Raw genomic sequence first — 25335 nt, 5'->3', positions numbered from 1 at the left:
TCTGGTCAGACGCCCTGTTGCACCCATGTGGTGGTGCTGTGCTGTGCCTGTGAGTGCCGCCGCGCCCGTGCTTCCCCGGTCGTCGTCCCGGTCGTCGTCCCGGTCGTGTTCCCGGTCGTTTCCACGATCGGGTCGCCGGGGAGCGCGGGCAGGTGCAGGGTGAACACCGTCCGGCCCGGCACGCTGTCGACGGTGACGGCGCCGCCGTGCGCGGAGGCGACGGCCTGCACGATGGCGAGCCCCAGGCCCGTCGAGCCGGAGGCGCGGGAGCGCGAGGAGTCGCCGCGCGCGAAGCGTTCGAAGACGCGGGGCAGCAGGCCGGGCGGGATGCCGGGTCCGTCGTCCTGGACGTCCACGCACAGCCACGGTCCGTGCCGGTGCACGCGTGCGGTGACCGTCGTACCGGGTGGGGTGTGCGTTCTGGCGTTCGCGAACAGGTTGACCATGACCTGTTGCAGACGGGCGGCGTCCGCGAGGACGAGCGCGGGTTCGTCCGGCAGCTCCAGCCGCCAGTCGTGGTCGCGGCCGGCCGCCCGTGCGTCGCTCACGGCGTCGATGACGAGCGGTACGAGATCGGTGCCGTCGTACTGGAGCGGGCGCCCGGCGTCGAGGCGCGCGAGCAGCAGCAGGTCTTCCACCAGCCCGGTCATCCGGCCGGCCTCGGACTCGATGCGCCCGAGGGCGTGCCGCGTGTCGGGGCCGGTCTCCTCACGTCCGCGTCGGGTCAGCTCGGCGTACCCGCGGATCGACGCCAGCGGTGTACGCAGTTCGTGACTGGCGTCCGCGACGAACTGCCGTACCCGTGTCTCGCTCTGCTGACGGGCGTGCAGCGCGCCGTGGACGTGGTCGAGCATGCGGTTGAGCGCGGCGCCGACCTGGCCGACCTCGGTGTGCGGGTCGGCCTCCGACTCCGGGACCCGCTCGTAGAGGGTGACCTCGCCGGTGTGCAGGGGCAGTTCGGAGACGCGGGTGGCGGTGGAGGCGACCTTGCGCAGGGGGCGCAGGGCCAGTCCGACCAGGACACTGCCTGCGATGCCCGCGGCGATGAGACCGGCGCCGGTGACGCTGACCTCTACGAGGATCAGGGTGTTGACGGTGTTGGTGACGGTCCGGGTGGGGATGCCGACGTAGTAGGCGCCCCGGAAGCCCTCCTGGTACTCGACGCGGTACTCGCCGAGGCCCGGGATGTCCACGTTGTGCGCGCCTGTCCTCGGCACGGCGGCGAGCGCGGCCTTCTGGGCGGCACCGAGTTCCTTCGTGCCCATGTCCGAGACACCGCCGACGGTGGTGGTCTTCGGCAGCTTGGAGACGACCGCGCGGGTGATCACGCCGTTCGACACGACGGCGCCGACGGTGTCCTCCTGGTTCGGCCCCCTGGTGAGGAAGTCGAAGACGCCGCCCGACACGATGCCGGCGCCCTCGGACCTGGAGTTCGGGGGTACGCCGGTGTCACCGTCGTGGTCCCCGCCCCCCGGTGTGAACAGGCCGGTGGCACGCTTGGCGACCTCGCCCAGCGTGCCGTCCAGTTGCTCGTACAGATGCGACCGCAGGGCGAACGTCGTCACCGTGCCGATCACCGCGCACACCACCGCGATCAGCGTCACCGCGGAGACGACGAGCCGCGTCCGCAGTGTGCGCGGCTGTCGTCCCCGCCCCTGTCTACGCGGCCGTCGTCGTCCGCTCATGACACCGCGGGCTTGATCAGGTATCCGGCTCCGCGCCGGGTGTGGATCATCGGCTCGCGCCCCGCGTCTATCTTGCGGCGCAGATACGAGATGTACAGCTCGACGACGTTGGCCTGGCCGCCGAAGTCGTAGGACCACACGCGGTCGAGTATCTGCGCCTTGCTGAGCACGCGCCGGGGATTGCGCATGAGGAAACGGAGCAGTTCGAACTCCGTCGCGGTGAGGTGGATGTTGTCCCCGGCCCGGAACACCTCGTGGCTGTCCTCGTCGAGGGTGAGGTCCCCGACGACCAGCGTGGAGTCGGAGCGCCGGTCGGCGGCACCGGAGCGGCGGATCAGTCCGCGCAGCCTGGCCACGACCTCTTCCAGGCTGAACGGCTTGGTGACGTAGTCGTCACCGCCGGCCGTCAGACCGGCGATGCGGTCCTCGACGGCGTCCTTGGCGGTGAGGAAGAGGACGGGCACGTCCGGCAGTTCACGGCGCAGCCGCCCGAGGACCGCGAGCCCGTCCATGTCGGGCAGCATCATGTCCAGCACCACGGCGTCGGGCCGGAACTCGCGCGCGCTCTGCACCGCGCCCTGTCCGTCACCCGCGCTGCGGATCTGCCACCCCTCGTAACGAAGGGCCATGGACAGGAGTTCGGTGATCGACAGCTCGTCGTCCACCACCAGGACTCGGACGGGGCTCCCGTCCGGCCTCAGCAGTTCGGTGCGCCCCTGGGGCGAGGTCGTGGTCATAGCGGACACCTTGCTGGGCAACGCTGAGAGCATCCTTTCGGAGACCTGTGATTCTTCTGAGAAACACACAGGCGCCTCTCAGGTAACCCCTGGGAGGATCACGCCGTTCCCGGCGCGCCTCCGGACGGGGCCGCGATGCCGTCCGCGCGCGGGGGCGCGATCCCGAAGAGACGCGCACCGTTGTCGTGGCAGACCGCCCTCAGCCAGTCGTCCCCCAGCTCCAGCCGTTCCAGGGCGTGCAGTTGATGGGCGTAGGGATACGGGATGTTCGGGAAGTCGGTCCCGAGCAGGATCCGGTCGCCGAGGGCGGCGAGCCGGGCCGACGCCTCCGGTGGGAACGGCGCGAGCCGCTCGCTGAAGTCGGTGAACGCCATCGTCGTGTCGAACCGCACCTCCGCGTACCGCTCGGCTAGAGCGAGGAACTCCTCGTACTCGGGCATCCCCAGGTGCGCGACGATCAGCCGCAGCCGGGGATGCCGGGCGAGAACCCGGCCGGCCGGCTCGGGCCCGGTGTACTTGCCGGGCGTGGGTCCGGACCCGCAGTGCATCACTACGGGGACACCGGCCTCCGCGAGCAGCCCCCAACTGGTGTCGAGGAGCGGGTCGGCCGGGTCGTACGCGCCCACCTGGACGTGTGCCTTGAAGACGCGGGCGCCCTGTTCCACCGCCTCCCGCACATACGCCTCGACGTCCGGCTCCGGGAAGAGGGTGGCGGTGTGGAGGCAGTCGGGCGTGCGGCGGGCGAAGTCGACGGCCCAGGAGTTGAGCCATCGCGCCATGCCGGGCTTGTGCGGATAGAGCATCGCGGTGAAGGCCCGTACGCCGAACTCCCGGATCAGCGCGAGCCGTTCGTCCTCGTCGCCGCGGTAGGTAATGGGCCATTCGATGCCGCCGGTCAGCGGGCCGAGGCCGTCGAAGTAGTCCCACACCTTGCGCAGGACCCGCTCGGGCATGAAGTGGGTGTGGACGTCGACGAGACCCGGGAGACCCAGCCGCTCCCAGAACCGCCGTACGTCCTCCCCGTCAGCCGTGCGCATGCTCGGACCCCCCGCCGCGCTGGATGCCGACAGGTGTCCGGGGTTGATCGCTCATGCCGCCCACCATGGTCGTCGGTGTCACCGCAGGTCCACCCCCTTTCCGAAAAGGGCCCCGAGGAGGCCGACTCCGGACCTCACGCTCCCGGCCGCCCGAGCGCCCCCTCAGAACAGCCCGTCCTGCACCACGGCGTCCTCCACCTCGCGGAACTCCCGTACGGGTACGGTGAATCCGCTCGCCCCGGCGGTCAGGTCCCACCCGGTCATGAGCCGGGTGTCGAGTACGACCACTCCCCTCGGGGTCGCCAGATGCAGATCGGGGCCGGCGGCGGCGACCAGCTCTCCGCTCACCGCGCCGCCTCCCGTCAGCTCGCTCACGGCGCCCACGGCTGCCGGGACTCCGTCGAGCCCGAACACCTCGACGTGGTCGACGGCCCGGAACGGCGCCCGCTCCAGGGAGTCGGGCCAGCCGTCGAGCTCCGCGACGCGCGCGTGCAGTTCTCGGATCTCCTCCAGCCGCTCAGCCGCGTCCGGCAGCGCCGACCGCACCCTGCGCTTGTCGGCGTACCGGATCCGGTCCGGCACCCCGAGCGCGGCCCGCAGCAACTCCTCGGTCCGCCGCGCGGCCATCAACGGCCCCTCTCCCAGCCAGCTGAAGCAGACGGCTCCCTGCTCCAGCAGCCGCGCCGAGCCGCGTGCCGAGCCGGTGATGCCGACCTTCACCATGCCGGGTCCGAACCAGGCGAGGTACACACGGTACGGACGCGGGTCGTCGGCCATCGTGTCGGCGGCCACGGAATGCGCCCGGTCCAGGCGCGCGCACTCCTCGCACCGGGCCCCCGTACTCCGCCCCGACACGGCCGCCCGCGCGGGGCACGCGTTGCCCCGCGCTCCCACGCACGTCCGCCCGCCGCCGTCCGCCACGGTGAAGGCGACCCGCTTCCCCGTGGTCAGCGCACTCTCCCGCCCGCCACCCCACACCAGCACGGGGCCGCCCGCCGACCACCGCAGACCCGAACATCTCCACGTCTGTGCCATCACTCACGAGCGTAGGCGCTGCCACTGACAACGCGCCCGGCCCGCTCACGCCGAGCCCGCCCGTGCCCACTCCCGGACGCCTCCGCGCGTACACGCCGCTCCCGCGCGGCATCGCCAGCGGCTCCTCTCCCCGGCTCCCGCCCCCATCCGCCCGGCGATCCGGTCCAACGACTCGGCCATGCGCCCCAGGGCGGCCGCCATCGCGTCCTGGCTCCGGTCGATCATCTCCTGTCCGCGCCTGATCGCCTCCTGGCCTCGCGCGAGCGCGTCCTGGCCCCGGGGCTCGGCACGCCCGCCACGGCCGGACTCCCCCAGCGGCCGGTTCGCCTCCGCCGCCGACCGTTCACGCCGGGCCGCCGGCCGGGTGCCCTCGGCGGGCAGCGCGTCGCGCTCGGTCACCCGGGCGTTGCGCGCCGCCGCCCGCGCCGCGAGTTCCTCGTCCGCCAGGATGTTCCGCTCCTCGAACCGTACGAGGGCGTCGGCGACCCGCTGAGGCACCGCGTAGGCGACGCCCCCGTCGGAGGCGGGTTGCACGGAGGCCGGTTCGAGGGCGTGGCAGCCGTCGCGCTGGATGCTCACGACGGCCTCGGCTGCCCAGCTCTTGAAGGGCTCGCACTCGGGCTTGGCACACCCGTTGACGAGCCTGACGAGCCCCTGCAGATTCACCATCGTCATCGACTTCTTGAGTCTGTGACCCGCGATCCCGCTCAAGGCGTCCGCTCCGTGGACGCTTCGCGCGAGATCCTCCAGACGCTGCCGGCACTCTGCCGCGACATGCCGGAGAAGGGCTTGGCGGGTGTCCGCGTACCCGAGGACCCTGGCCACGTCCGCCGCCGGGAACCAGTGCTCCCCGTCCGGCAACGTCACCCTCCGCACCCGCGCCCCGGTCGCCGCGAACACGAAGTCGTTGATGTCGATCGCGTCCTGCTCGTACATCGAGCATCACCTCCACGCCGGAAATTAGGCGAGGAAGCAGGCAACTCCCGTAGAAAACAATGACGTTCACCCGATAGGCGACAGAAGGATCGATTCGGCGCAAGTACCCCCACCCCGGAGGCCCACCGACCGGGCCGGGCCGGCGCGCCGGACGGGGCCGGAGGCATCGACCGGGTGGGGAAGGGGCGGAGGCCGGGCGTCAGGCGCCCTGCGCCCGGCCGTCGGCTCCCGACTGCCGATCGCCGGCACCGGACTGCCGAATGCCGGTTCCCGACTGCCGATCGCCGGCTCCGTGTCGGCGCACCTGCTCGATGAGACGGCGCAGCGCCGTACGGGCACCGGCGATCTCTCCGGGCGGAATGTCGGCGGCGAGTGTGCGGTGGACCTCGTCGGCGCGGGTCGTGATCCCGTCGAGCACGCGATGACCGTCGGCCGTGAGGGCGAGGAGCGGCGAACCGCGGTGATCGGGATTGGGCCGGAAGGCGGCGAGGCCCTCAGCGACGAGATCGTTCGCGACGCGCTGGACCCCCTGCCGGGTGACGCCGAGACGGCGGGCCGACTGTGCCACGGTCTGCGCACTCTCGGAAACAGCGCTCAGCAGCTGCCAGCGGGCCTGCGTCTGCCCCTCGGTCGCGGCGATGGCCTCACCCGACCTGCGCAGAAGTCCGGCCGCCTCGAACACGTCCGCCACCAGCAGCGCGATCTCGTCCGGCATGCCCCACCATCCTCAATTGACAACATATTGTCACTCTGTGAACCTACTGTCAGTATAGGAAGCGAAAGCCTGCCCGATCACCCTCTCCGGAGACGCCATGAACACCGCGATCGACCGCCTGAGGGCCGCCCTGGACCGCGCCGCCGCCATCCGCCCCAAGGAGGGCGGGTTCTCCTGTCTCGCAGAAGCCCTGCGGCAGGCCGGGGTCACCCACTGCCGGATGGCCGTGCCGTCGAACACCATGCTCTACCTCACCGACGCCGGACCCGTCGCCGTCCAGAGAGAGCCCCTGGTCACCGGCATGGTCGACGTCCCGCCGTTCGACCGCCGGGCACTCCTCACCGCACTCCGTGTCGATCAGGCGGGCGACAGCACGTTCCCCGAGTTCGTCCAGGGCTGCTGGGAGGCCGGCGTCGTCCGGTACGAAGTCGACCTCGACGCGCGAAAGTGCGTCTACTACGGAGCCGACGGCGACAGCTACACCGAGACCTATCCGGCCGTCGAGATCTGACGGGACGCGGCGGACGCGGCCGCACGGCGAATCGCCCGGGGCCAGGCCGACGTGCGCCAATCCGCGCTCCTCGGGCCATCAGGCCGTGCCAGGCCCCTGAACCCGAAGCGGCACACACATGTGAGGGATGCCACACCCGGAACCCGCACAACCCTCCGCCCTTCCCGGAGGTCTGGGGCGGCGGTGGAAGACGGTGTCTTTCCACCGCCGCCCCAGAACGAAGGAAGGCATGAACCGAGCCACTCGTGCGTCCGCCCTCGCCGCGACCACCGTCCTCGCGACGACCGGAGCCCTGCTGACGTGCACCTCCGCCGCCGGTGCCGCCACGGCGACCGTGGCCTGTAAGTCGCCCGTCTTCACGCAGCAGTTCTACGCGAACACGACCTTCTCCGGTACGCCGAAGAAGACCGCCTGCGATGCGAAGATCGATCAGAACTGGGGCACCGGCGCCCCCGCCGCCGGGCTGCCCAGCAACAACTTCGGCGTGCGCTGGACGGTCACCCGGGACTTCGGTTCCGGCGGCCCGTTCTCGATCCCCGTCGCAACCCGCGACGGCCTGCGCGTCTATCTCGACGGCACGCGCAAGGTCGACATCTGGAAGAACGTCTCGACGACCCAGACGAAGACCGTCAACATCACCATCCCGTCCGGGACGCACACTCTCCGCTTCGACTTCGTCAACTGGACGGGCGACGCGAACGTCAAGGCGGACTACCTGCCCCGCACGTCCGCCACCGTCGACAGGGTCAAGCCCCTCGTGCCCACCGGCACCTCCCTCACGTACAACTCCTCGTACCGGGCCACCTTCAACTGGACGGCCAACAAGGAGATGGACCTCGCGGGCTACCGCGTGTACCGCCGGCTCCAGGGCGCCGCGTACAGCACCAAGCCGCTGGCCACGACGACCTCCACCTCGTACACGGACACCACGCTGCCGAAGAACGGCGCGGTCTACTACTACGAGGTCCGCGCCTACGACAAGGCGGGCAAGGAGTCCGCGGGTACGGCGGACAAGTCCGTCACCACTTTCGACGGGATCGCTCCCGCGGCGCCGAAGGGGGTCGAGGACGCCTCGAAGCCCGGCCACTCCGAGAAAGCGGCCCTCTTCTGGTACGGGAACACCGAGGCGGACCTCGCCGGGTACAACGTGTACCGCTCCACCACCAGCAGGCCGGTCGCGCTCACCGCGGCGAACCGGCTGAACGGCGACAAGCCGCTCAGCCGCGCCTGGTACGAGCAGCCGCTGTCGCAGACCGGGGACAGGTACTACTACGTCGTCACGGCGGTCGACACGCACGGCAACGAGTCGGCGGCTTCCGGCACGGCGGAGTTCTACACACGGGACAAAACGGGTCCCGTGAACACCGCGTACAACGCGACGGCGGTCGAGGACGAGCGCGGGGTCACGCTGACCTGGGACAAGTCCGAGGCCACCAGCGAGGACTTCGTCGGGTACATGGTCTTGCGCTACAACAAGCCGCGCACGCAGAGTGGGCGCACGGTCGTGGTGGTCGCCACCGGCGTCCGGGACACGTCCTTCACGGAAGCGGCCCCGCCGCCGGGCGCCACGTACTACTACTCGGTCGTGGCCGTGGACGGCGCGGGGAACGGGGGCACCTCCTCTGTCGAGATGCCGGTCGCCGTCGCAGGGAACAGCACCCCGCCGCCCCCGGTGACGGGCCTGACCGCCACCCCCCGGGAGAACGGCGTCTCGCTGAGCTGGGACGCCAGTGACGACCCGGGTCTCGACCACTACCGCATCATGCGGGGCACCCTCGTCGACGGCGAGTGGGTCTACAAGCCGCTCATCGACTCCTGGACCCTCAGGCCCCAGGAGTTCACGGAGACCCACCACCTCGACCGTACGGTCGCCGATGGCGAGCAGGTCCGCTACGGCGTCATCGCCGTCGACCAGTACGGCAACAAGCTCACCCTCGAGACCGGCGTCCCGGTCCAGGACGTCACCGAGCTCGACCTGCGCCCCGACGCCGGCGCCGGCCCGGCCGTCGGCGACAACCCGCTCGGCCACCTCAGCGCCGACGTGCACGGCTGGGTCCTCTGGTCGACCGGCGACACGGGCGCCAACGGCAGCAAGGTGACCGGCTTCACCGTCTACCGCTGGAACCGGTCGACCCACGTCTTCGACAAGGTCGGCGTCCAGCCGCGCAGTGACAGCAGCAGCTGGTTGTACGCGGACACCACCATGCCCAAGGGCACGACCACGTACTACCGCGTGACCGCCACCCTCGCCGACGGCACGGAGACGGCCGCCCGCGAGACGGCGATCGCCTCGGTGGACTAGCTCCCACCGGAGGAAGCAGCGGAGGCGCCCGGCAGGATTTCCCGGCCGGGCGCCTCCCTGCTGGTTGCCGCCGTATGCGACAGGGCAAGCCGCGGGCCGCTGCCTCGACGAGTCCGAGAACGCCTTCGGCGCCGCCAGGATCACCCGGAGCCGGTCCACGTCCGCGTGGTCCCGGTCTGAACGATCAAATCGGTGAGCTGCCCCGCAGTTGGCATCCGACCGCGGTCTGCCCCGAGCCTGACGACGCAGCCCCGAGCCTGACGACGCAGCGGTACAACCAATAGGAGTGGTCAGCGGTCTCACGTGGGTCCGGCGTCCACCCGCTCGGCTGCCCTGTCAGCGACAAGCGTGGTCGTGCGGCTGCCTGTTCACCCTCCCTTCAGGAGCACCATGCGCTTCAAGCAGGTCTCGCTCGCGGCGGCGATATCCGTCGTCGCGGGGCTGACCTCCGCCACCGTCGGCCTCACCGGTCCTGTCGCTCGGGCGGACGGCGCCGACACAGCCGCGCTGCCGCTGTCGCACTACGCCCACATGGTGGTCGACGGCGCTCACCAGCACCTCTTCTTCAGCCAGGGCGCCGGCACCACCGGCATCGTGGTGACCGATCTGTCCGGCAACCCCGTCACCACCATCGACGGCGAGCAGGGCGCTGACGGTCTCGCGCTGTCCGCCGACGGCAGGACGCTGTACGCGGCCCTGACCGACGGCGACGCGATCGCCGCCGTCGACACGGCGACGCTCACCGAGACCCGCCGCGTCCACACCGGTACCGCCAGCGCCCCGGTCTCCGTCGCGGTGGCCGGGGGCAAGGTCTGGTACGGCTACACGGCCGACGACGGCAAGGGCACCGTCGGCTCGGTGGACCCCTCCGCCGCCGACTCCGCGCCGACCCCGCAGCCCGTCATGCCGCACTGGTCGACCACCCCCCTGCTCAGCACGGGCGGCGGGGTGCTCGCGGTGCAGGACGCCCAGACCTCCATGACGCACGTCGCCACCTACGACGTCTCCTCCGGGACCGCCTCCCTCAAGGTCGACATGGGCCTCGGCGGCGCCGCGACGGGCCCCGTCCAGGTCACCGCGGACGGCACGAAACTGCTCGTTCCGCAGTCGGCCTCCGTGTACGTGTACAGCACGGCGGACCTCAGCGCCGCCAAGCCCTACGGGTACTACACCGGCGGCGTCGGCTCCTCCCCGGACTCCGTCGCGGTCGACTCCGACGGCACGATCGCCCTCGGCAGCACCGCGGGCCAGGGCGCGGGCGCCTACGTCTACGCGGCCGACCAGATCGCCGAGAACCACTTCGCCTTCGCCGGCACCGTCGCCCCGGGCGGCCTCGCCTGGGGAGCCGACGGCCGCACGCTCTACGCAGTCACCCGGGACAACGGGTCCTACACCCTCGACGTCCTCGGCGACGCCAAGCTCACGGACACCCAGCTCTCCCTGAACAACCCGTCGCCGTACGCGATCCCCACCCAGCAGTTCACGCTGAACGGAACGGTGGGCGGCCACGGCTTCGCGCCGGCCGGCGCCACGCTGAAGGTCGTGCGCGACGGCACCGATCTGCCCGACGCCACGGTCGGCGCGGACGGCTCGTTCCACATCACCGACACCCGTCAGGACGAGGGCACGTACACCTACGAGGTGTCCTACGCCGGCGACGCGACGCACCGGCCCGCGACCACCTCGCTGACGGTGGGGGTGTCCAGGCTCGGAACCTTCATCCCGTACCCGGAGTTCAGCTCGGCGACGCCGCACGACGTGGCCTTCACCGGCACGGTCATGACCGACCTGAGCCGCGGCCCCTTCGCACAGCGCGACACCGTCCAGGTGACCCGGACGAACGAGGACACCCACCAGTCGACGCAGCTCCCCGCGGCCCCGGTCGACCCGGCCACCGGCCGCTTCACGGTCACCGACGCCCCGGGGACGGCCGGATGGTTCACCTACAGCCTGTCGTTCGGGGGTGACATCACGCACCAGCCGGGCGCGAACGACGTGAGCACCGCCATCTCCCCCTACGCCCCGGCCCTCACGCTGAAGGCCCCCACCACCGCCACGCGCGGCGCCGCGCTGAACTTCGGCGCCGTGCTGGGTGACGGCCCGTACGACAGCGGCGAGACGGTCACCGTGACCCGCACGGACGCGGCGCACACCACGACGCCTGTGACGTGGACGGCCCCCGTGGCCGCCGACGGCACGATCACCGTCAAGGACACCCCGTCCACCGGCGGCGCCAACACCTACACGGTCAGCTACGCGGGCGACACCAGCCACCGGGCGGCCGCCACCTCCGCGATCGTCCAGGTCTCGCGCGCCACGACGAGCCTGTCCGTGGCCGCCAACGCCTCCACCTACGCGTACGGCGCGACGGCCACCGTCACCGCCCATTTGGGCACCACGTACAACGGCCGTACGGTCTCGCTCTACGCGACGCCCGCCGGCGGCAAGAAGACGTTGGTCAAGACGGGCACCGTGGACAGCAAGGGCGACCTGACGGCCACGTACAAGCTCGCCGCCAACACGACGTTCACCGCGTCCTACGCGGGCGACTACCGCTACGCCCCGGCCACGGCCACCCGCGCCGTGAGCGACCAGGTGAAGGTCGCGCAGGCCCTGAACGGCTACTACACGACCACCACGTACAGCGGCACCACCTACCGGGTCTACCACCACACGGTCCGGCCGACGGTGACCACGACCGTGTCGCCGAACAAGTCCGGCCAGTGCGTGCACTTCCAGGTCCAGCAGTACTACAGCGGTGCCTGGCACACCCTCAGCACCTCGGGCTGCTTCACGCTCAACTCCAAGAGCACCGTGGCGGCGCAGCTGAGCCTCTCCCAGGCGGTCAACCAGAAGTTCCGGGTGCGCTCGGAGTACGTCCACAGCTCGAAGGACACCACCAACGTGAGCACGTGGGGCGGCTGGCAGTACCTGACGGTCAGGACCTGAGCACCTGAGCACCTGCGGCCACAGGCCCTGACCGGGCCGCATGACAAGCGAGCCGGCGCCGGTCCGGACACCCGAGAACAGGGTGCCCGGACCGGCGCCGTCACTTCACCGCCCGGCCAGGATTCCCGGCATCGACGGCGAGTTGCCGTCGTTGTCGGCGCCGACCTCGTAAGTCTGGTCGCACGCGTGGAGCAGGCGAAACAAGGGGGGAGCGCTGCCCGCGTACCCGCCATCCGTACCGAAGCCTGATCCTCGTATCCGCGAGTTCCTCGCGTCTCCGGCCGTCGCCCTCCGAAGTGGTCTGTTATGCGATGCCTGACGCCTTGGTGAACCGCGCAGCCTCAATCGGATGCTCACCGTCCTGTGCCGGGACGCCGGCGTACGACGCGTGCGTGTGCACGATCTCCGACACACGTGCGCGTCACTCCGGCTCGCTCAGGGCGTGGACGCTCGCACGATCATGGAATCCCTCGGGCACAGCACGATCACCCTCGACACCTACGCGCACGTCATGAGTACGGCGCTCAAGGCCGCCGCCGATCGGATGGACGACGCACTGGGCCACGAGCCTGAAGAGGAGATCTTGTAGCCGGACGCCTTGATGACGTCGTCACTGAGGCCGATCTACAGCCTGTCGCCCGGATCAGGCCGCGGGCCGACGGGCGCGGAGCCGGTGGACGCCCTTTATGCCGTAGCCGGCGGCCATGAGCATCCAGCCGGGGACCGCGATCCACAACCAGGGTCCTGCCACCACGAGACTCAGAAGCGAGCCGCCAAAGAGCAGCAGGCCACCGACTGCATCCAGCAGGTCGAGACGCGCCTTGAAGCGCACCGCGGAGTCGAGTCCGCGCAGTCGGTGGATGATGGGCACGAGACCGAGGATCTGCAAGATGGCCAGGCCGAGAAAGATCCAGGCGAACCAATCGGGTATGTCCACGGCGCGCACTGTATCGCTCGTCCGGGACCCTGGGGGCGAAGATCCAAAGGAGCCAGCACGCTAGGTGTTGATGTCACCAGTTGATGTCAAAGGCCCCGCCAGTTGAACTGACGGGGCCTTTGACCTGTGTGCACGCGGCAGGATTCGAACCTGCAACCTTCTGATCCGTATCTAGCCAGTTCGGTCAACGACGGTCATTCCGGTCGCTCTGATGCCTCTGAGGGACGTCGGTGGGCGGGGGCAGTCGCTGGAGTTGCGGTACCGCGCTGCTGTACCGCTTGCTTCGCTGCCAGATTCCGGCGGGAGTTTCACGTCGCAGCCGCCGTTCGTAGTCGGCGATCTGACGGGCATCGACGGGAACGCAGCTGGAAGTTCGGATCAACCGCTCCTGACGCGCGTCCTACGGGGTGGTGTGTCATTTGTAGGAGGGAAGTTGGGTAGCGTCATGCACCAGGCCGAGGAACCGAGAGTCGCTTGCAGCCGCCAGCAGTTCCTTCCCTGTGATCGGGGACGAACCCGAGGTGCCCACGTCCGGGTAAACGGTGAAGATGACATCGCTGTTCGCGTAGACGAAAGCGACCTCGGTGGACATGACATCAGGCGATCTGACGAACAAGCGAAGCGACGTGGCCTTGATACCGCCCGGCAGAGTGACGTTCTCACAGCTTCCACCCTTGATGAAGCTCCCGGAGCAAGGCCTTGGGCCGGAGCCACCTTCGGAGGGCGCCACGAAGAAATCGACGTGGAACACTTTGCCGCCTTCTGTCTCGCCTTGGTACTCCACGCGGTCATCGTAGACCGGACGGATCAGGCCGACAGTGTCCGGCAGGAGTTGGTCGAGCAGAACTGCCGCCTTCTGCTGGAACTCCGCTTGTCGAGTCCGCTCGACCGACGTCAGGCCCTTCAGGCGCTGCTCCTCCCGAGCCGTCGAATACCGGTGGACCGGTGTGCGGTAGGGCTTCGGCCGGACCGGTCCGGGCGACTCGTGCGGCGAGGTCGCGGCGGGACGGACTGTCGAGCGGGCGCCGTCCCCACCGGAGAGCGTCAAGGAGGCGACCACTACCACCCCGGCTGCACAGGCGCTCCCGGCGGCGATCGCGAGACGGGCACGCGCCTTGCGGCGCCGGCCCTGGGTGACTGCGGCGGACACCAGGCCGTGCAACGAGGGCAGCTCCGCCACCGCACTTTCCATCGCATCGCGGACCAGTAGGGCGCTGTGGCGGTCTTCTTCGGTGATGTTGTCCTTCATGGCGGTTCCTCAGCTCCCCGTGTTGTAGATGTGGGCTTCGTCCAGTTGGGTACGCAGCTTTGCCAGAGAGCGTGAGCACTGGCTTTTGACCGTGGATTCGCTGCACTTCAAGAGCTCGGCGACGGACTCGACGCTCTGGTCCTCCCAGTACCGCAACACGACCATGGCCCGTGCTCTGGGGGGCAACCCGGCCAGTGCCGACATCAGCGTCACCCGCAGGTCGGTGTGGTCGGGCGCCGGCCGGGGGTCGGGGCGGGAATGAGCCAGCAGGTCCCGCAGCCGCCGGCGACGCTCGGCGAGGTAGGTGCGGGTCAGTACGGTCCTGGCATAGGCCTCGATGTGGTCGGCTGCCCTCGCTCGCCCCCAGTGCTGGAAAAGCTTGGCGAGCGTGGTCTGTGTCAGGTCGCGGGCCGTGTCCGGGTCTCCGCTCAGCAGGTATGCGGTCCGGTACAGCCATCTCTGGCGCGACTGTGCGAAGGCCTCGAAGCTCTCAGGCGCCTGGGATCTCTGTGGCGCTTCGAAACCTCGACCGTTCTGCGGCATCTGCTCTCCCTTCCGGTCCCTGTCAGGGGCTGTGTCCTGTCACCCCTCTGTAGAGCGCTGCCGCGCAGCAAAGGTTGAAACCGAGTTTTCGCGCTGTCTTGCACGCAACCTCGCTCCGTACGCGTTGCGGATGCGTCATGGCCGGCTGGCCGGCGACCGTGCAGCAGTCGGGGAGCTCTGGCAGGACAGTCACGGCCTGATCTTCACCACGAAGCACGGGACCCCGATCGAGCCGGGCAACCTGACCCGCATGTTCGCGCTGCGTGCTCGCCGAGCCGGCCTCCGCATGATCCCGCTGCGGAACACCCGGCACACGTGCAGCTCGCTCCTGCTCGCGCTCAAGGTGCACACGAAGGTGGCGCAGCGCATCCTGCGGCACTCGCAGATCGCCATGACGGTGGAGGTCTACGCCGAGGCGAGCGAGGAAGCGGTGCGCGCGGCGATCGGCAAGCTGTCTGACGCCATGGGCGGTACGGGCTAGCACGGTTGCTGTACTTCGCTGCTGTACAGCAGGGAAACGGAAGAGGCCCCGGATCTCTCCGGGGCCTCTCACCTGTGTGCACTCGGCAGGATTCGAACCTGCAACCTTCTGATCCGTAGTCAGATGCTCTATCCGTTAAGCTACGAGTGCGTGTTCTCTTGTTCTACCAGTGTCTCGCTTCCGGGCTTTCGACCCGCTCGCGGCGACAGGAAGAACATTACATGACTGCCGCCGCCATGTGAAATCCATTAGCCACACCCCTTGTGAGCTGGGGAAACGCACTTCTGTGGGCGGTAACGCCGAAGCCCCGGTCCAGAGGGACCGGGGCTTCGGGTCTTGCTGCGGAGGCGGAGGGATTTGAACCCTCGATGGGCTTGAAGGCCCAAACCGCATTAGCAGTGCGGCGCCATAGACCGGACTAGGCGACGCCTCCAGCACAACCTCCCGCGCGAGCGCGAGTGGTGCGTTGCAGATGATGACACAGCCGGGTGGGCTGTCACCAATCGGCTCCTACGGTACTAGGCAGGCGGGCCGCAGGGCAAAGTCCCCCAGGCCCTCGGGGCGTCGCGCAACCGTGCGGGGCGCGGGGCGTTAGTCAGGTCATGTCGCGTCGTTCCGCCCCCACCCCTCAGTCCTCCCCCGCCTCTCCCTCCTCTCTGTCTTCTCAGTCCTCCCTGTCCCCCCTGTCCCCCCTGTCCTCCTTCGCCTCTCTGTTCTCTCCCAGCCGTCGCTCCTCTTCTTCTGTCCCCCCGCCCTCTTCCGTCCCCCTGCCCTCTTCCGTCCATCGGCCTCCCCTCACCTCCCGGCTCGCGCTCGCCACCGCCGTGTCCGTCTCCGCCGTCCTGTCCGCCGTGCCCGCCGCCGCGCACGCGGACGCCGCGCCGGGAGAAGGCCCGCACACGGAGGCCACCCGCCCGCAGGAATCCCGTACAGGACCCGCCCCCGCGGTCCTGGCGCCCCCGCCGGTCCGCGCGGAGGACTCCGGGGACCGGCTGACCGTCACCGTCCGCCACCTGGGAGGCACCGGCGACCGGACGTACGAGCTGCGGTGTCATCCGGCCGGTGGCAGTCACCCCGCCCCCGAGCAGGCCTGCGAGACGCTCGACCGGCGGACGACCTGGGGGAAGGACCTCTTCGCCCCCGTCGCGCCCGGCACGATCTGCACGATGCTCTACGGGGGACCGGCCACCGCCCATGTGACCGGGACCTGGGCCGGCCGGCCCGTCGACGCCCGGTTCGACCGCGCCGACGGATGCCAGATCGCCCGCTGGGACGCCCTGGTGCCGCTGCTGCCGGACACCGGCGCCCAGTGACGCGGTGCCGCTGCCGGACACCGGCGGGCGGTGGCGCGGTGGCCACTGCCGGCCCGTACCGGCGCCCGGCGGGGGGCGCAGCGGGATCATGGTCCGGAGGGGAAGGCGACACGCACGCTCACAGGTTCTGCGTCTCATCCGCGTCGGTTCTGCGTGCGACCTCCCTCTCATCCGGCATCGCGAGGGGAACCTCTGCCCGTAGACTCCCTCGCGTGACACGCTGCGGGCAGGTTGGCAAGATGGCCCTCGCGGTCGGCAAGGTGCGGTAACAGGGAGGAAGCGTCTCGTGAGCAGCAGGCCATCCCGAGGCGCTGCTCGCCTCGCAGCCATACTGGACGCGCTGCCCGACGCGTTGGTGCTGGTCAACGCCAATGGGACCGTCGTCAACGCCAACACCATCGCCCTGGAGGCCTTCGAGGCCCCGGGCACCGCGCTGGTGGGACGGGGACTGCTCGATCTGCTTCCGCAGTTCGACTCGCGGCTGATCCCCGGGTCCATGCGCAGGCCCGACACCATCGACGAGCGCGGGCGGACCAAGCCGACCCGGATGGTCGCGCGGCGGACCGACGGCAGCGAGTTCCCGGTCGAGGTCACCAGCGCGAACCTCGAGGACGGCCAGCAGGCCTACGACAGCCACGGCTACACCGCCGACGAACTGCTCATGCTCGTCGTACGCGACCTGTCGGGCACCGTCGACACCGAGGCCGAACTCGCGCGCTCACAACGTCAGACCGAGATGATCCTGCGGGCCGCGGCCGAGGGCGTCGTCGGGACGGACACGGACGGGCGGGTCGTCCTGGTCAATCCGGCGGCCGCCCAGATCCTCGGATACCGGGCCAGCGACCTCGGCGGCCAGGACCTGCACTCCCTCATCCTGCACTCGCGCGCCGACGGCGAGACCTTCGCGTACGAGGAGTCCCCGCTCGCCGACACCCTGCGCTCCGGGCGCAAGCACCGGGTGCGCGGGCAGGTGCTGTGGTCCAAGTCCGGGAACAAGGTTCCGGTCGACCTCACGACCGCACCGGTCCGGGACGGGGACCAGCTCGTCGGCGCCGTGATGACCTTCACCGACCGCCGGCCGTACGACACCCTCGTCGAGGAGAAGGACACCGAGGCCACCCTCCACGCCGAGGAGCTCCAGCGGCTCGGTGAGGAGCACGCCGGGGAACTCGACGCGCTGCGCGAACAGCACGAGGCCGAGCTGGCCGAGCTGCGCGAGCGGCACGAGGAGGAACTCGCCGCGGGCGACGACCGGTACGCGGCACTCGGTGAACGCGAGAAGGACCGCTACGAGGCGCTGGCCGCCCGGCACGACCAGCTGCTCGCCGTGCTCGGGCAGTCCCTGCGCGGGCCGCTCGACCAGCTGCGCGGCGAGCTGTCGAAGCTCGCCGCCGACGACGCCGGTCAACTGTGGCCCGAGGCCAACCAGGTCCTGCACCACCTCGCCGCCGGCTACTCGCGGATCACGACGCTGGTCGACAACGTGCTCGGCTACCAGCGGCTCGACTCCGGCGCCGAGCAGATCGTCCGTACGAACGTGATGCTCGACGCGGTCGTCGCGGCCGGTGTCGACGGCGCCGTCGAACTGATCGGGCCCGGGCGTGTGCAGTTCGCCGTGCACGCGCCGCCCATCGAGGCCCAGGTCGACGCCGGGCTGCTGGCGAGGGCCCTCGCGCATCTCGTCGCGGACGTCGCGGGCGTCGACGCGACCGGCAACACGCCGGTCTCCGCGGGCGGCTACATGGACAACACCGTCGTGGTCGCGGCGGCGCAGCGCGGCGAGGTCGTACGGATCGAGGTGCGCGGGCCGTACGCCGGGGGAGACCCGGTGCACGAGCCGATCGTGCGCGGGATCGTGCGCGCGCACGGCGGTGTGCTGCAGACGCACGAGGTGCCCGGCATGAGCGGCAGCGCGTTCGTGCTGGAAGTGCCCATCGGCACCGGCGCCGGGTCGGTCGTGGCCCCCGTCACGGCGATGCCGCAGCTCGAGGCCCCGGCCTCCACCGGCGCCGAGGTCGCGCTGCCCGAGCAGGCCTCGCACCAGGGTGGCGGCAGGCGGCGGGCCCGCCGGTCCTCCGTGGACGCCTTCCTGGAGAGCGAGGTCGCGGCCGCGGAGCCGGTCGCGCCCGAGAGCGGCGCGGTCGCACCCACCGGACGGCGCCGTCGGCGCGCGGCCGGCGAGCAGGACACCGGCGAGGCGTCCGTGCCCGCGCAGGGCTCGGGCGCCGAGCTCTCCGGTGACGACGGCTCCGGTGGTACCGGCCGCCGGCGCGGGCAGCCGAGTGCCGTCGAGGACGCGGGTGACGGCGAGACCGAGGCCGTCTCCGAGGGCGCGGTCGTCATGGCGGGCGAGTACGGGGCGGGGACCGCGGCCGTGGGTACGGGGCTGGGCGGGACGGTGCCTCCGCGGGGAGTGCCTGTGCCGTCCGGGTCCGGGTCGTCCGGGCGGCGTGCCCGGCGCGACGGCGAACAGCACGCGCTGCCGCCCGCGCTGCCCGTGGCCGCCGGCGCCCCGAACACTCCGGGCGGCCAGGGGCTTCGCGAGGCCGGCGGGTCCGCCGAGGGTTCCGGTACGGAGGCCGGCGCGCGGCGCCGACGCGCGCTGGCCGCCGCGGCCGAACGCGCCGCGGCCGCCCAGGAGACCGGTGCCCGTCCCGTGTTCGCGCTCCCGCCCGCGGACGCGGACCGCTCACCCGAGTACATCCAGGCCGAGCAGGCCCAGCAGGCCCAACTCGCCCAGCAGCGGCTCCTGGAGCAGGGCGGCGACGCAGGCCGTCACGACGTGATGTCCGCCGGCTCGTCCGACGAGCACACCCCGCCCCAGCCGCACCCCGTCTCCGGACCGTCGGGCCGGCGCCGCGCACAGCAGGCTCCGGCTCAGCCGGGCACGATCCCGCCGCATGCGCTCCTGCCCGGTGCGCTCCCGGCGCCCCAGGTCCGGCCGACGCCGGTCCAGCCCGCTCAGGTCCAGCGCGGTGCCGTCCCGCCCGGTCCGGTGGGCGCACCCGCGCAAGGCGGCGTTCCGGCGCAGTCGCCCCCTGTGCCGGGGTTCCCCGCGCAGGCCCGGCCCGCCGCTGCCGCCGTGCCCGCAGCTCCCCAGGCCTGGCCGGCCCCGAACACCGAGGACACCTCCGGTGCCGGGGCCCCCGTACCTCCGGCCGGGGCCGCCCCCCGGCCGCAGCCCCGGCCGGAGAGCCCCGGACCGGGCAGCCCTCTCCCGCCCGAACTGCCCGCGCAGCCCCAGGCCCAGCCCCCGCTGCGACCCCAGCCTCAGGCGCAGGCACGGATCGCCCAGCCGCTGCCCGCCGAGGCCGCCGCGCCCGTCGACCCCAACTCGACGCAGGGCCGGGCGATCAGTGTGCGGACGCTGGGGCAGGGTGTCCCGTTCGCCCGCCAGGCCGCCGCGAACGGATCGCCGGCGCAGGCACAGTCCGCCACGCCTCCCCCGCACCAGACGAACGGCTCCGGCCGCCGCCGCAAGCTCGGCACGCCCCCGCAGCCCGTCGTCGAGCGCCCGGAGACCGCCGCCCGTGCGCACCCGTCGGCCGGTCAGGCCCCCGGGGCCCGGCTGCCCGGCGCCACCGACGGTGCCGGACGTTCGTACGCCATAGGAGCCCCTGACAAGAACGCCGACGAGGGCCCCGAGCCGCTGGACGGTCCCGGCGGCGCCGTAGAGGTCGCCGACCAGCCGCACCCGCGGCCCGTGGACGACGAGCTGCCGCCCGAGCCGCTGGACAACCCGCGCCGGCTGCTCGTGTGGCCCGCACCGGACGTGACGACCCAGCAGGCGCTCAGCGACCGCGGGTACCGGCCCGTCATCGTGCACTCGCGCGAGGAGGTCGACGCGCAGATCGCCGCGTTCCCGGCCGCGCTCTTCGTCGACCCGCTGACCGGTCCGATCACCCGCACGGCACTCCAGTCACTGCGCCAGGCCGCCGTGGCCGCCGAGGTGCCGGTGCTGGTGACGGCGGGGCTCGGGCAGGCGACGCGCGAGGCGGCGTACGGCGCCGATCCCGCCGTACTCCTGAAGGCGCTGGCGCCCCGGGACTCCGAGCAGCACCCGCCGCGTGTGCTGCTCATCGAGGAGCACGCGGAGATCGCGCTCGCGCTGACCTCGACCCTGGAGCGGCGCGGCATGCAGGTCGCGCGGGCGTCCACGGACGAGGACGCGGTGACGCTGGCCTCGCAGCTGCGGCCGAACCTGGTCGTGATGGATCTGATGCAGGTACGGCGCCGGCGTGCCGGAATCGTCGACTGGCTGCGGGCGAACGGGCAGTTGAACCGCACCCCGCTCGTCGTCTACACCGCCGCCGTCGACCAGGCCGAACTGCCGCGGCTCGCCGCGGGGGAGACGGTGCTGTTCCTCGCCGAGCGTTCGACCAGCGCCGAGGTACAGGACCGGATCGTCGACCTGCTGGCACGGATCGGCACCAACTGACCCCGCGCGCCCGGCTCCGAGCTCCTGGCTCCGGGCTCCGTGGGGGCCGCCGCGTTCGTACAGGGCCGCCGCGTCCGTACGGTGACGACCAGTGCGTAGGCCGGGCGGGGAGCCGTGGAGGCGTCCGCCCGGCGTACGGGGGTCAGAGCCTGGTCACGTCCAGCACGCCCTCGGCGTACTGCCTGCGCAGCACCTTCTTGTCGAACTTGCCGACGCTCGTCTTGGGGACCGCCCCGATGATCGTCCAGCGCTCGGGGAGCTGCCACTTGGCGATCCGGCCCTCGGCGGCGAGGAAGGCGCGCAGTGTCGCGAAGTCGGCGGTGGAGCCCTCCCTGAGGACGACGGTGGCGAGGGGGCGCTCGCCCCACTTGTCGTCGGGGACGGCGACGACGGCGGCCTCGGTGACGTCCGGGTGGGACATCAGCGCGTTCTCCAGGTCGACCGACGAGATCCACTCGCCGCCCGACTTGATGACGTCCTTGGCGCGGTCGGTGAGGGTCAGGAAGCCGTCGTGGCTGATGGTGCCGACGTCACCGGTCTTGAGCCAGCCGTCCTCGCTGAACTTGTCGGCGGGCCGGAGGGGCTCGGTGCCCTGGCCGCCGTAGTAGGCGCCGGCGATCCACGGGCCGCGCACCTCCAGCTCACCCGCGGACTCGCCGTCCCAGGGCAGCCGTTCACCGCCGGGACCGGTGAGACGGGCCTCGACACCGGCGGGGAACCGGCCCTGGGTGAGGCGGTAGGCGAACTCCCGCTCGGTGCCCACGGCATGGGCCGGCGGCCGGGCGACGGTGCCCAGCGGGGACGTCTCCGTCATGCCCCAGGCGTGGCAGACCCGCATCCCCAGTTTGTCGAAGGCCTCCATGAGCGAGGGCGGACAGGCCGACCCGCCTATCGTGACCTGGGTGAGGGAGGAGACGTCCCGGGGCTTGGCGTGCAGTTCGCCGAGCAGTCCCTGCCAGATGGTGGGGACGGCCGCGGCATGCGTCGGCCGCTCGGCCTCGATCATCTCGGCGAGCGGCGCGGGCTGGAGGAATCGATCCGGCATGAGGAGGTTCACGCCGGACATGAACGTGGCGTGCGGCAGCCCCCAGGCGTTGACGTGGAACTGCGGGACCACGACGAGGGAGGTGTCCTGGTCGGTGAGGCCCATCGACTGGGTCATGTTGACCTGCATGGAGTGCAGGTAGATCGAGCGGTGGGAGTAGACGACGCCCTTGGGGTCGCCGGTCGTGCCGGAGGTGTAGCACATGGCCGCGGCGGCGCGTTCGTCCAGCTCGGGCCAGTCGTACCTGGTCGGCTTCCCGGCGATGAGCTCCTCGTACTCGTGCACCCGCACGCTCGCTCCGGCGAGCAGCGTGCGGTCGCCGGGACCCGACACGACGACGTGCTCCACCGTCGGCAGCTGGGGGAGCAGGGGGGCGAGCAGGGGCAGCAGGGAGCCGTTGGCGATGATCACGCGGTCGGCGGCGTGCTGGACGATGAACACCAACTGCTCGGCGGGCAGGCGGAGGTTGAGGGTGTGCAGGACCGCGCCCATGGAGGGGATCGCGAAGTACGCCTCTACGTGTTCGGCGTTGTTCCACATCAGGGTGGCGACACGGTCGTCGTCCGCGACGGCGAGGTCCTCGCGCAGCGCGTGCGCCAGTTGGGCCGCGCGGGCACCGATCCCGGCGTAGGAACGGCGCTGCGGCTCTCCCTCACCCGTCCAGGTGATCACCTGTGATGTGCCGTGGATGGCCGACCCGTGGGTCAGGATCCTCGAGATCAGCAGTGGTACGTCCTGCATCGTGCTCAGCACGGCGTCCTCCCGGGGCGACATTGCCTACGCGGTGGTAAGGGTTGCGCTGATTCTGCGCACATACCGCTCGGTATGTCACTAGGTCCGGGTGATCGATCAAGTCACGGGGGTCGGACGGCCGTGGAAGGGACGGTAGTAGGGACCGCGGAGGGGGTGCCGGAGGGAGCTGACCGCGGGGGCCAGGGAGCACCGGTCCGGAGTCAGCGCACGGGCTCCAGTTCGGGATCCTCGCGCAGCTTGCCCAGCGCCCGCGACACGGCCGACTTCACCGTCCCGATGGAGACGCCGAGCACCTCCGCCGTCTGTGCCTCGCTCAGATCCTCGTAGTACCGCAGGACGACCATGGCCCGCTGCCGCGTCGGCAGCTTCATGATCGCGCGCCACATCGCGTCGCGCAGCGCCTGCTGCTCGGCGGGATCCCCGGCCGGCACCCCCTCGGGCTCCGGCAGTTCGTCGCACACGAACTCGTCGACCTTGCGCTTGCGCCACTGCGACGTACGCGTGTTCAGCAGCGCCCGCCGTACGTAACCGTCGAGTGCCCGGTGGTCCTCGATCCGCTCCCACGCGACATACGTCTTGGTCAGCGCGGTCTGCAGCAGGTCCTCCGCGTCGATCGGGTTGGGGGTCAGCGACCGGGCGGTACGCAGCAGCACCGGCTGACGGGCCTTCATGTACGACGCGAACGACGGGTAGGACGGGTGCGACGGGTACGGGAAGGTCCGCGTCGCGACGTTCGCACCGCTGGTGCAGACGGGTGTGGTCATGACTCCACGCTAGGAGTGACCCCTACTCCTTCGGATCGGCCGGAGGTCCCGAAGCGATGTCCCCCTCAGGTTGTAGGAGGGGGGCCCGCTCCACCTCCTGAGGGTGGACGAGCGGCACCCACACCCTGAGGGTTCACCCCTGAGAGACCCGTACGGCGGTGGCACGGCGGCCGCCGCACAGGCGCCCGGAGTGTCCTCACGGGACCCCGGGCGCCCGTTCCTCCCCGTCCGTCCCCAGGATCAGCCCCGAGGTGGGAACCCCGGTACCCGCGGTGACCAGGGTGCGGCGGGCACCCCGTATCTGGTTCACGGACGTGCCCCGCAGCTGCCGTACCGCTTCCGCGACCCCGTTCATCCCGTGCAGATACGCCTCCCCGAGCTGCCCTCCGTGGGTGTTCAGCGGCAGGCTCTCCGCGGCGACGAACTCCGCGGCCTCCCCCGGTCCGCAGAACCCGAACTCCTCCAGCTGCATGAGCACGAACGGCGTGAAGTGGTCGTACAGGATCGCCACGTCGATGTCCGCGGGGGTCAGCCCCGAGGTCCGCCACAGCTGCCGGGCCACCACTCCCATCTCCGGCAGCCCGGTCAGATCGTCCCGGTAGAAGCTCGTCATCTGCTCCTGTGCCCGGCCGGCGCCCTGGGCGGCCGCCGTGATCACCGCGGGCGGGCGCGGCAGATCCCGGGCCCTCTCCACCGAGGTGACCACCAGCGCCTGGCCGCCGTCCGTCTCCTGGCAGCAGTCCAGCAGTCTCAGCGGCTCCACGATCCACCGCGAGGCGGCGTGCTCGGCGAGGGTGATCGGTCTGCCGTGGAAGTACGCCGCCGGGTTCGTCGCCGCGTACTTCCGGTCCACCACCGCGACCGGGCCGAAGGCGTCGGGCGTCAGCCCGTACGTGTGCAGATACCGCTGGGCCGCCATCGCCACCCAGGAGGCCGGGGTGAGCAGCCCGAACGGGAGGGCCCAGCCGAGCGCCACCCCCTCGGCCGACGGATCCCGCTGCCGCACCCCGGCACCGAATCTCCGTCCCGACCGTTCGTTGAACGCCCGGTAGCAGACCACCACCTCGGCCACGCCCGCCGCCACCGCGAGCGCCGCCTGCTGGACGGTCGCACAGGCCGCGCCGCCCCCGTAGTGGATCCGCGAGAAGAAGGACAGCTCTCCGATCCCGGCCGCCTGGGCGACGGTGATCTCCGGACTGGTGTCCATCGTGAACGTCACCATCCCGTCCACGTCCGCGGGCGTCAGACCCGCGTCGTCGAGCGCCGCCCGCACCGCCTCCACGGCGAGCCGCAGCTCGCTGCGCCCGGAGTCCTTGGAGAACTCGGTGGCCCCGATCCCGACGATCGCCGCCCGTCCGCCGAGGCGGTCCCTCGTCCGTACGCTCATGCCGCGCCCCCGGCCGGGAGGGTGACCGTCACCGTCGCGGTCACATGCCTGCCGATGCCGTTCGCCCCGACGACCCGGACCGTCGCCGTGCCGCCCGAGACCTCCTCGACCGTGCCGGTCAACACCATGATGTCTCCCGGGTAGTTGGGCGCTCCGAGCCGGATGACGACCTTACGCAGGACGGCGTGCGGTCCGAAATGGTCCGTGATGTACCTGCCGACCAGGCCGTTGGTGGTCAGGATGTTCATGAAGATGTCGGGGGACCCCTTCCGCCGCGCCAGCTCCGGGTCGTGGTGCACGTCCTGGTAGTCCCGCGAGGCGAGGGCGCCGGCCACGATCAGCGTGCGCGTGACCTCGATCTCCAGCGGCGCCAGTTCGTCACCGGGCCTGGTCGCCGGCGATACGTCACCGAGCTTGGTCGCCGCCAGTTCGTCACCGGGCTTGGTCGCCGGCGGTTCGTCACCGGGCTTCGCCCTCGGTGGATCGTCGGCGCGCTCCGTCCTCGGCGCGTCCTCGTC

18 protein-coding genes, 2 tRNA genes and 2 pseudogenes are annotated in these 25335 nt (G+C 71.2%); 7 read left to right on the top strand and 15 right to left on the bottom strand.

Features of this window, described 5'->3' with window-relative positions; all coding sequences use genetic code 11:
• Positions 1 to 5: 5 nt before the first annotated feature.
• The 6 genes from ABZV34_RS11240 to ABZV34_RS11215 form a co-directional block, all read right to left on the bottom strand.
• A complete protein-coding gene (locus ABZV34_RS11240) occupies positions 6 to 1685 on the bottom strand; it encodes a HAMP domain-containing sensor histidine kinase (RefSeq protein ID WP_356273544.1) in 1680 nt (559 codons plus the stop codon).
• A complete protein-coding gene (locus ABZV34_RS11235) occupies positions 1682 to 2422 on the bottom strand; it encodes a response regulator transcription factor (RefSeq protein WP_356273542.1) in 741 nt (246 codons plus the stop codon). The genes ABZV34_RS11240 and ABZV34_RS11235 overlap by 4 nt, the downstream gene beginning before the upstream one ends.
• Positions 2423 to 2520: 98 nt before the next feature.
• Positions 2521 to 3459, bottom strand: coding sequence for an amidohydrolase family protein (locus ABZV34_RS11230; RefSeq protein WP_356273540.1), 939 nt, complete (start codon positions 3457 to 3459; stop codon positions 2521 to 2523).
• A gap of 162 nt (positions 3460 to 3621) precedes the next feature.
• Entirely contained in the window at positions 3622 to 4494 is an 873-nt protein-coding gene (locus ABZV34_RS11225; protein ID WP_356273538.1) for a DUF2797 domain-containing protein, read from the bottom strand.
• Positions 4495 to 4539: 45 nt separating this feature from the next.
• Complete coding sequence (locus ABZV34_RS11220) at positions 4540 to 5430, bottom strand: Bro-N domain-containing protein (RefSeq protein ID WP_356273536.1); 891 nt, start codon at positions 5428 to 5430, stop codon at positions 4540 to 4542.
• A 199-nt stretch (positions 5431 to 5629) separates the two neighbouring features.
• Entirely contained in the window at positions 5630 to 6145 is a 516-nt protein-coding gene (locus tag ABZV34_RS11215; protein ID WP_356273534.1) for a MarR family winged helix-turn-helix transcriptional regulator, read from the bottom strand.
• 97 nt (positions 6146 to 6242) lie between these two features.
• Here ABZV34_RS11215 and ABZV34_RS11210 point away from each other — a divergent pair, with 97 nt between their 5' ends.
• The 4 genes and pseudogenes from ABZV34_RS11210 to ABZV34_RS11195 all read left to right on the top strand — a co-directional run.
• Positions 6243 to 6656 carry a DUF1398 family protein gene (locus ABZV34_RS11210; protein WP_356273532.1) on the top strand — a complete coding sequence of 138 codons (414 nt, stop codon included), beginning with the start codon at positions 6243 to 6245 and terminating at the stop codon, positions 6654 to 6656.
• 229 nt (positions 6657 to 6885) lie between these two features.
• Positions 6886 to 8958 carry a PA14 domain-containing protein gene (locus ABZV34_RS11205; protein ID WP_356273530.1) on the top strand — a complete coding sequence of 691 codons (2073 nt, stop codon included), beginning with the start codon at positions 6886 to 6888 and terminating at the stop codon, positions 8956 to 8958.
• A gap of 390 nt (positions 8959 to 9348) precedes the next feature.
• The gene (locus ABZV34_RS11200; protein ID WP_356273528.1) at positions 9349 to 11907 is read left to right on the top strand and encodes a hypothetical protein; all 2559 of its coding nucleotides are present in this window, start codon (positions 9349 to 9351) and stop codon (positions 11905 to 11907) included.
• A 346-nt stretch (positions 11908 to 12253) separates the two neighbouring features.
• Positions 12254 to 12496, top strand: a pseudogene (locus ABZV34_RS11195) (tyrosine-type recombinase/integrase); the annotation flags it as partial.
• Between the two features lie 54 nt (positions 12497 to 12550).
• Here ABZV34_RS11195 and ABZV34_RS11190 read toward each other — a convergent pair.
• From ABZV34_RS11190 to ABZV34_RS11180, 3 genes are all read right to left on the bottom strand, one after another.
• A complete protein-coding gene (locus ABZV34_RS11190; protein WP_356273526.1) occupies positions 12551 to 12844 on the bottom strand; it encodes a hypothetical protein in 294 nt (97 codons plus the stop codon).
• A 415-nt stretch (positions 12845 to 13259) separates the two neighbouring features.
• Positions 13260 to 14093, bottom strand: coding sequence for a hypothetical protein (locus tag ABZV34_RS11185; RefSeq protein WP_356273524.1), 834 nt, complete (start codon positions 14091 to 14093; stop codon positions 13260 to 13262).
• 9 nt (positions 14094 to 14102) lie between these two features.
• Entirely contained in the window at positions 14103 to 14636 is a 534-nt protein-coding gene (locus ABZV34_RS11180; protein WP_356273522.1) for a SigE family RNA polymerase sigma factor, read from the bottom strand.
• Between the two features lie 121 nt (positions 14637 to 14757).
• Here ABZV34_RS11180 and ABZV34_RS11175 point away from each other — a divergent pair.
• Positions 14758 to 15117, top strand: a pseudogene (locus ABZV34_RS11175) (tyrosine-type recombinase/integrase); the annotation flags it as partial.
• Positions 15118 to 15194: 77 nt separating this feature from the next.
• On the opposite strand, the gene ABZV34_RS11170 reads toward ABZV34_RS11175, so the two are convergent.
• Both ABZV34_RS11170 and ABZV34_RS11165 read right to left on the bottom strand, forming a co-directional pair.
• Positions 15195 to 15267, bottom strand: a tRNA-Arg gene (locus tag ABZV34_RS11170).
• 192 nt (positions 15268 to 15459) lie between these two features.
• Positions 15460 to 15550, bottom strand: a tRNA-Ser gene (locus tag ABZV34_RS11165).
• Positions 15551 to 15941: 391 nt separating this feature from the next.
• On the opposite strand from ABZV34_RS11165, the gene ABZV34_RS11160 reads away from it, so the two are divergent.
• The gene (locus tag ABZV34_RS11160; RefSeq protein ID WP_356273520.1) at positions 15942 to 16430 is read left to right on the top strand and encodes an SSI family serine proteinase inhibitor; all 489 of its coding nucleotides are present in this window, start codon (positions 15942 to 15944) and stop codon (positions 16428 to 16430) included.
• 286 nt (positions 16431 to 16716) lie between these two features.
• Positions 16717 to 20868: a PAS domain-containing protein gene (locus ABZV34_RS11155; protein WP_356273518.1), complete on the top strand. Its 4152-nt coding sequence runs from the start codon at positions 16717 to 16719 to the stop codon at positions 20866 to 20868.
• A 142-nt stretch (positions 20869 to 21010) separates the two neighbouring features.
• On the opposite strand, the gene ABZV34_RS11150 is transcribed toward ABZV34_RS11155, so the two are convergent.
• The 4 genes from ABZV34_RS11150 to ABZV34_RS11135 all read right to left on the bottom strand — a co-directional run bounded on the left by ABZV34_RS11150 (position 21011) and on the right by ABZV34_RS11135 (position 25191).
• Positions 21011 to 22687 (bottom strand): long-chain fatty acid--CoA ligase, encoded by a 1677-nt coding sequence (locus tag ABZV34_RS11150; protein ID WP_356273516.1) that lies wholly within the window; start codon positions 22685 to 22687, stop codon positions 21011 to 21013.
• A gap of 179 nt (positions 22688 to 22866) precedes the next feature.
• Positions 22867 to 23430 (bottom strand): SigE family RNA polymerase sigma factor, encoded by a 564-nt coding sequence (locus ABZV34_RS11145; protein ID WP_356273514.1) that lies wholly within the window; start codon positions 23428 to 23430, stop codon positions 22867 to 22869.
• 196 nt (positions 23431 to 23626) lie between these two features.
• Positions 23627 to 24817, bottom strand: coding sequence for a lipid-transfer protein (locus ABZV34_RS11140; protein WP_356273512.1), 1191 nt, complete (start codon positions 24815 to 24817; stop codon positions 23627 to 23629).
• Positions 24814 to 25191, bottom strand: a complete 378-nt coding sequence (locus tag ABZV34_RS11135) for an acyl dehydratase (protein ID WP_356273687.1) — start codon at positions 25189 to 25191, stop codon at positions 24814 to 24816. The genes ABZV34_RS11140 and ABZV34_RS11135 overlap by 4 nt, the downstream gene beginning before the upstream one ends.
• Positions 25192 to 25335 lie beyond the last annotated feature (144 nt).

Source organism: Streptomyces sp. NPDC005195 (genome assembly GCF_040608315.1).
Classification (GTDB): Bacteria; Actinomycetota; Actinomycetes; order Streptomycetales; family Streptomycetaceae; genus Streptomyces; species Streptomyces kaempferi.
The sequence above is the reverse complement of the archived record's forward strand: the minus strand, read 5'-3'. Positions and strand labels throughout refer to the sequence as shown.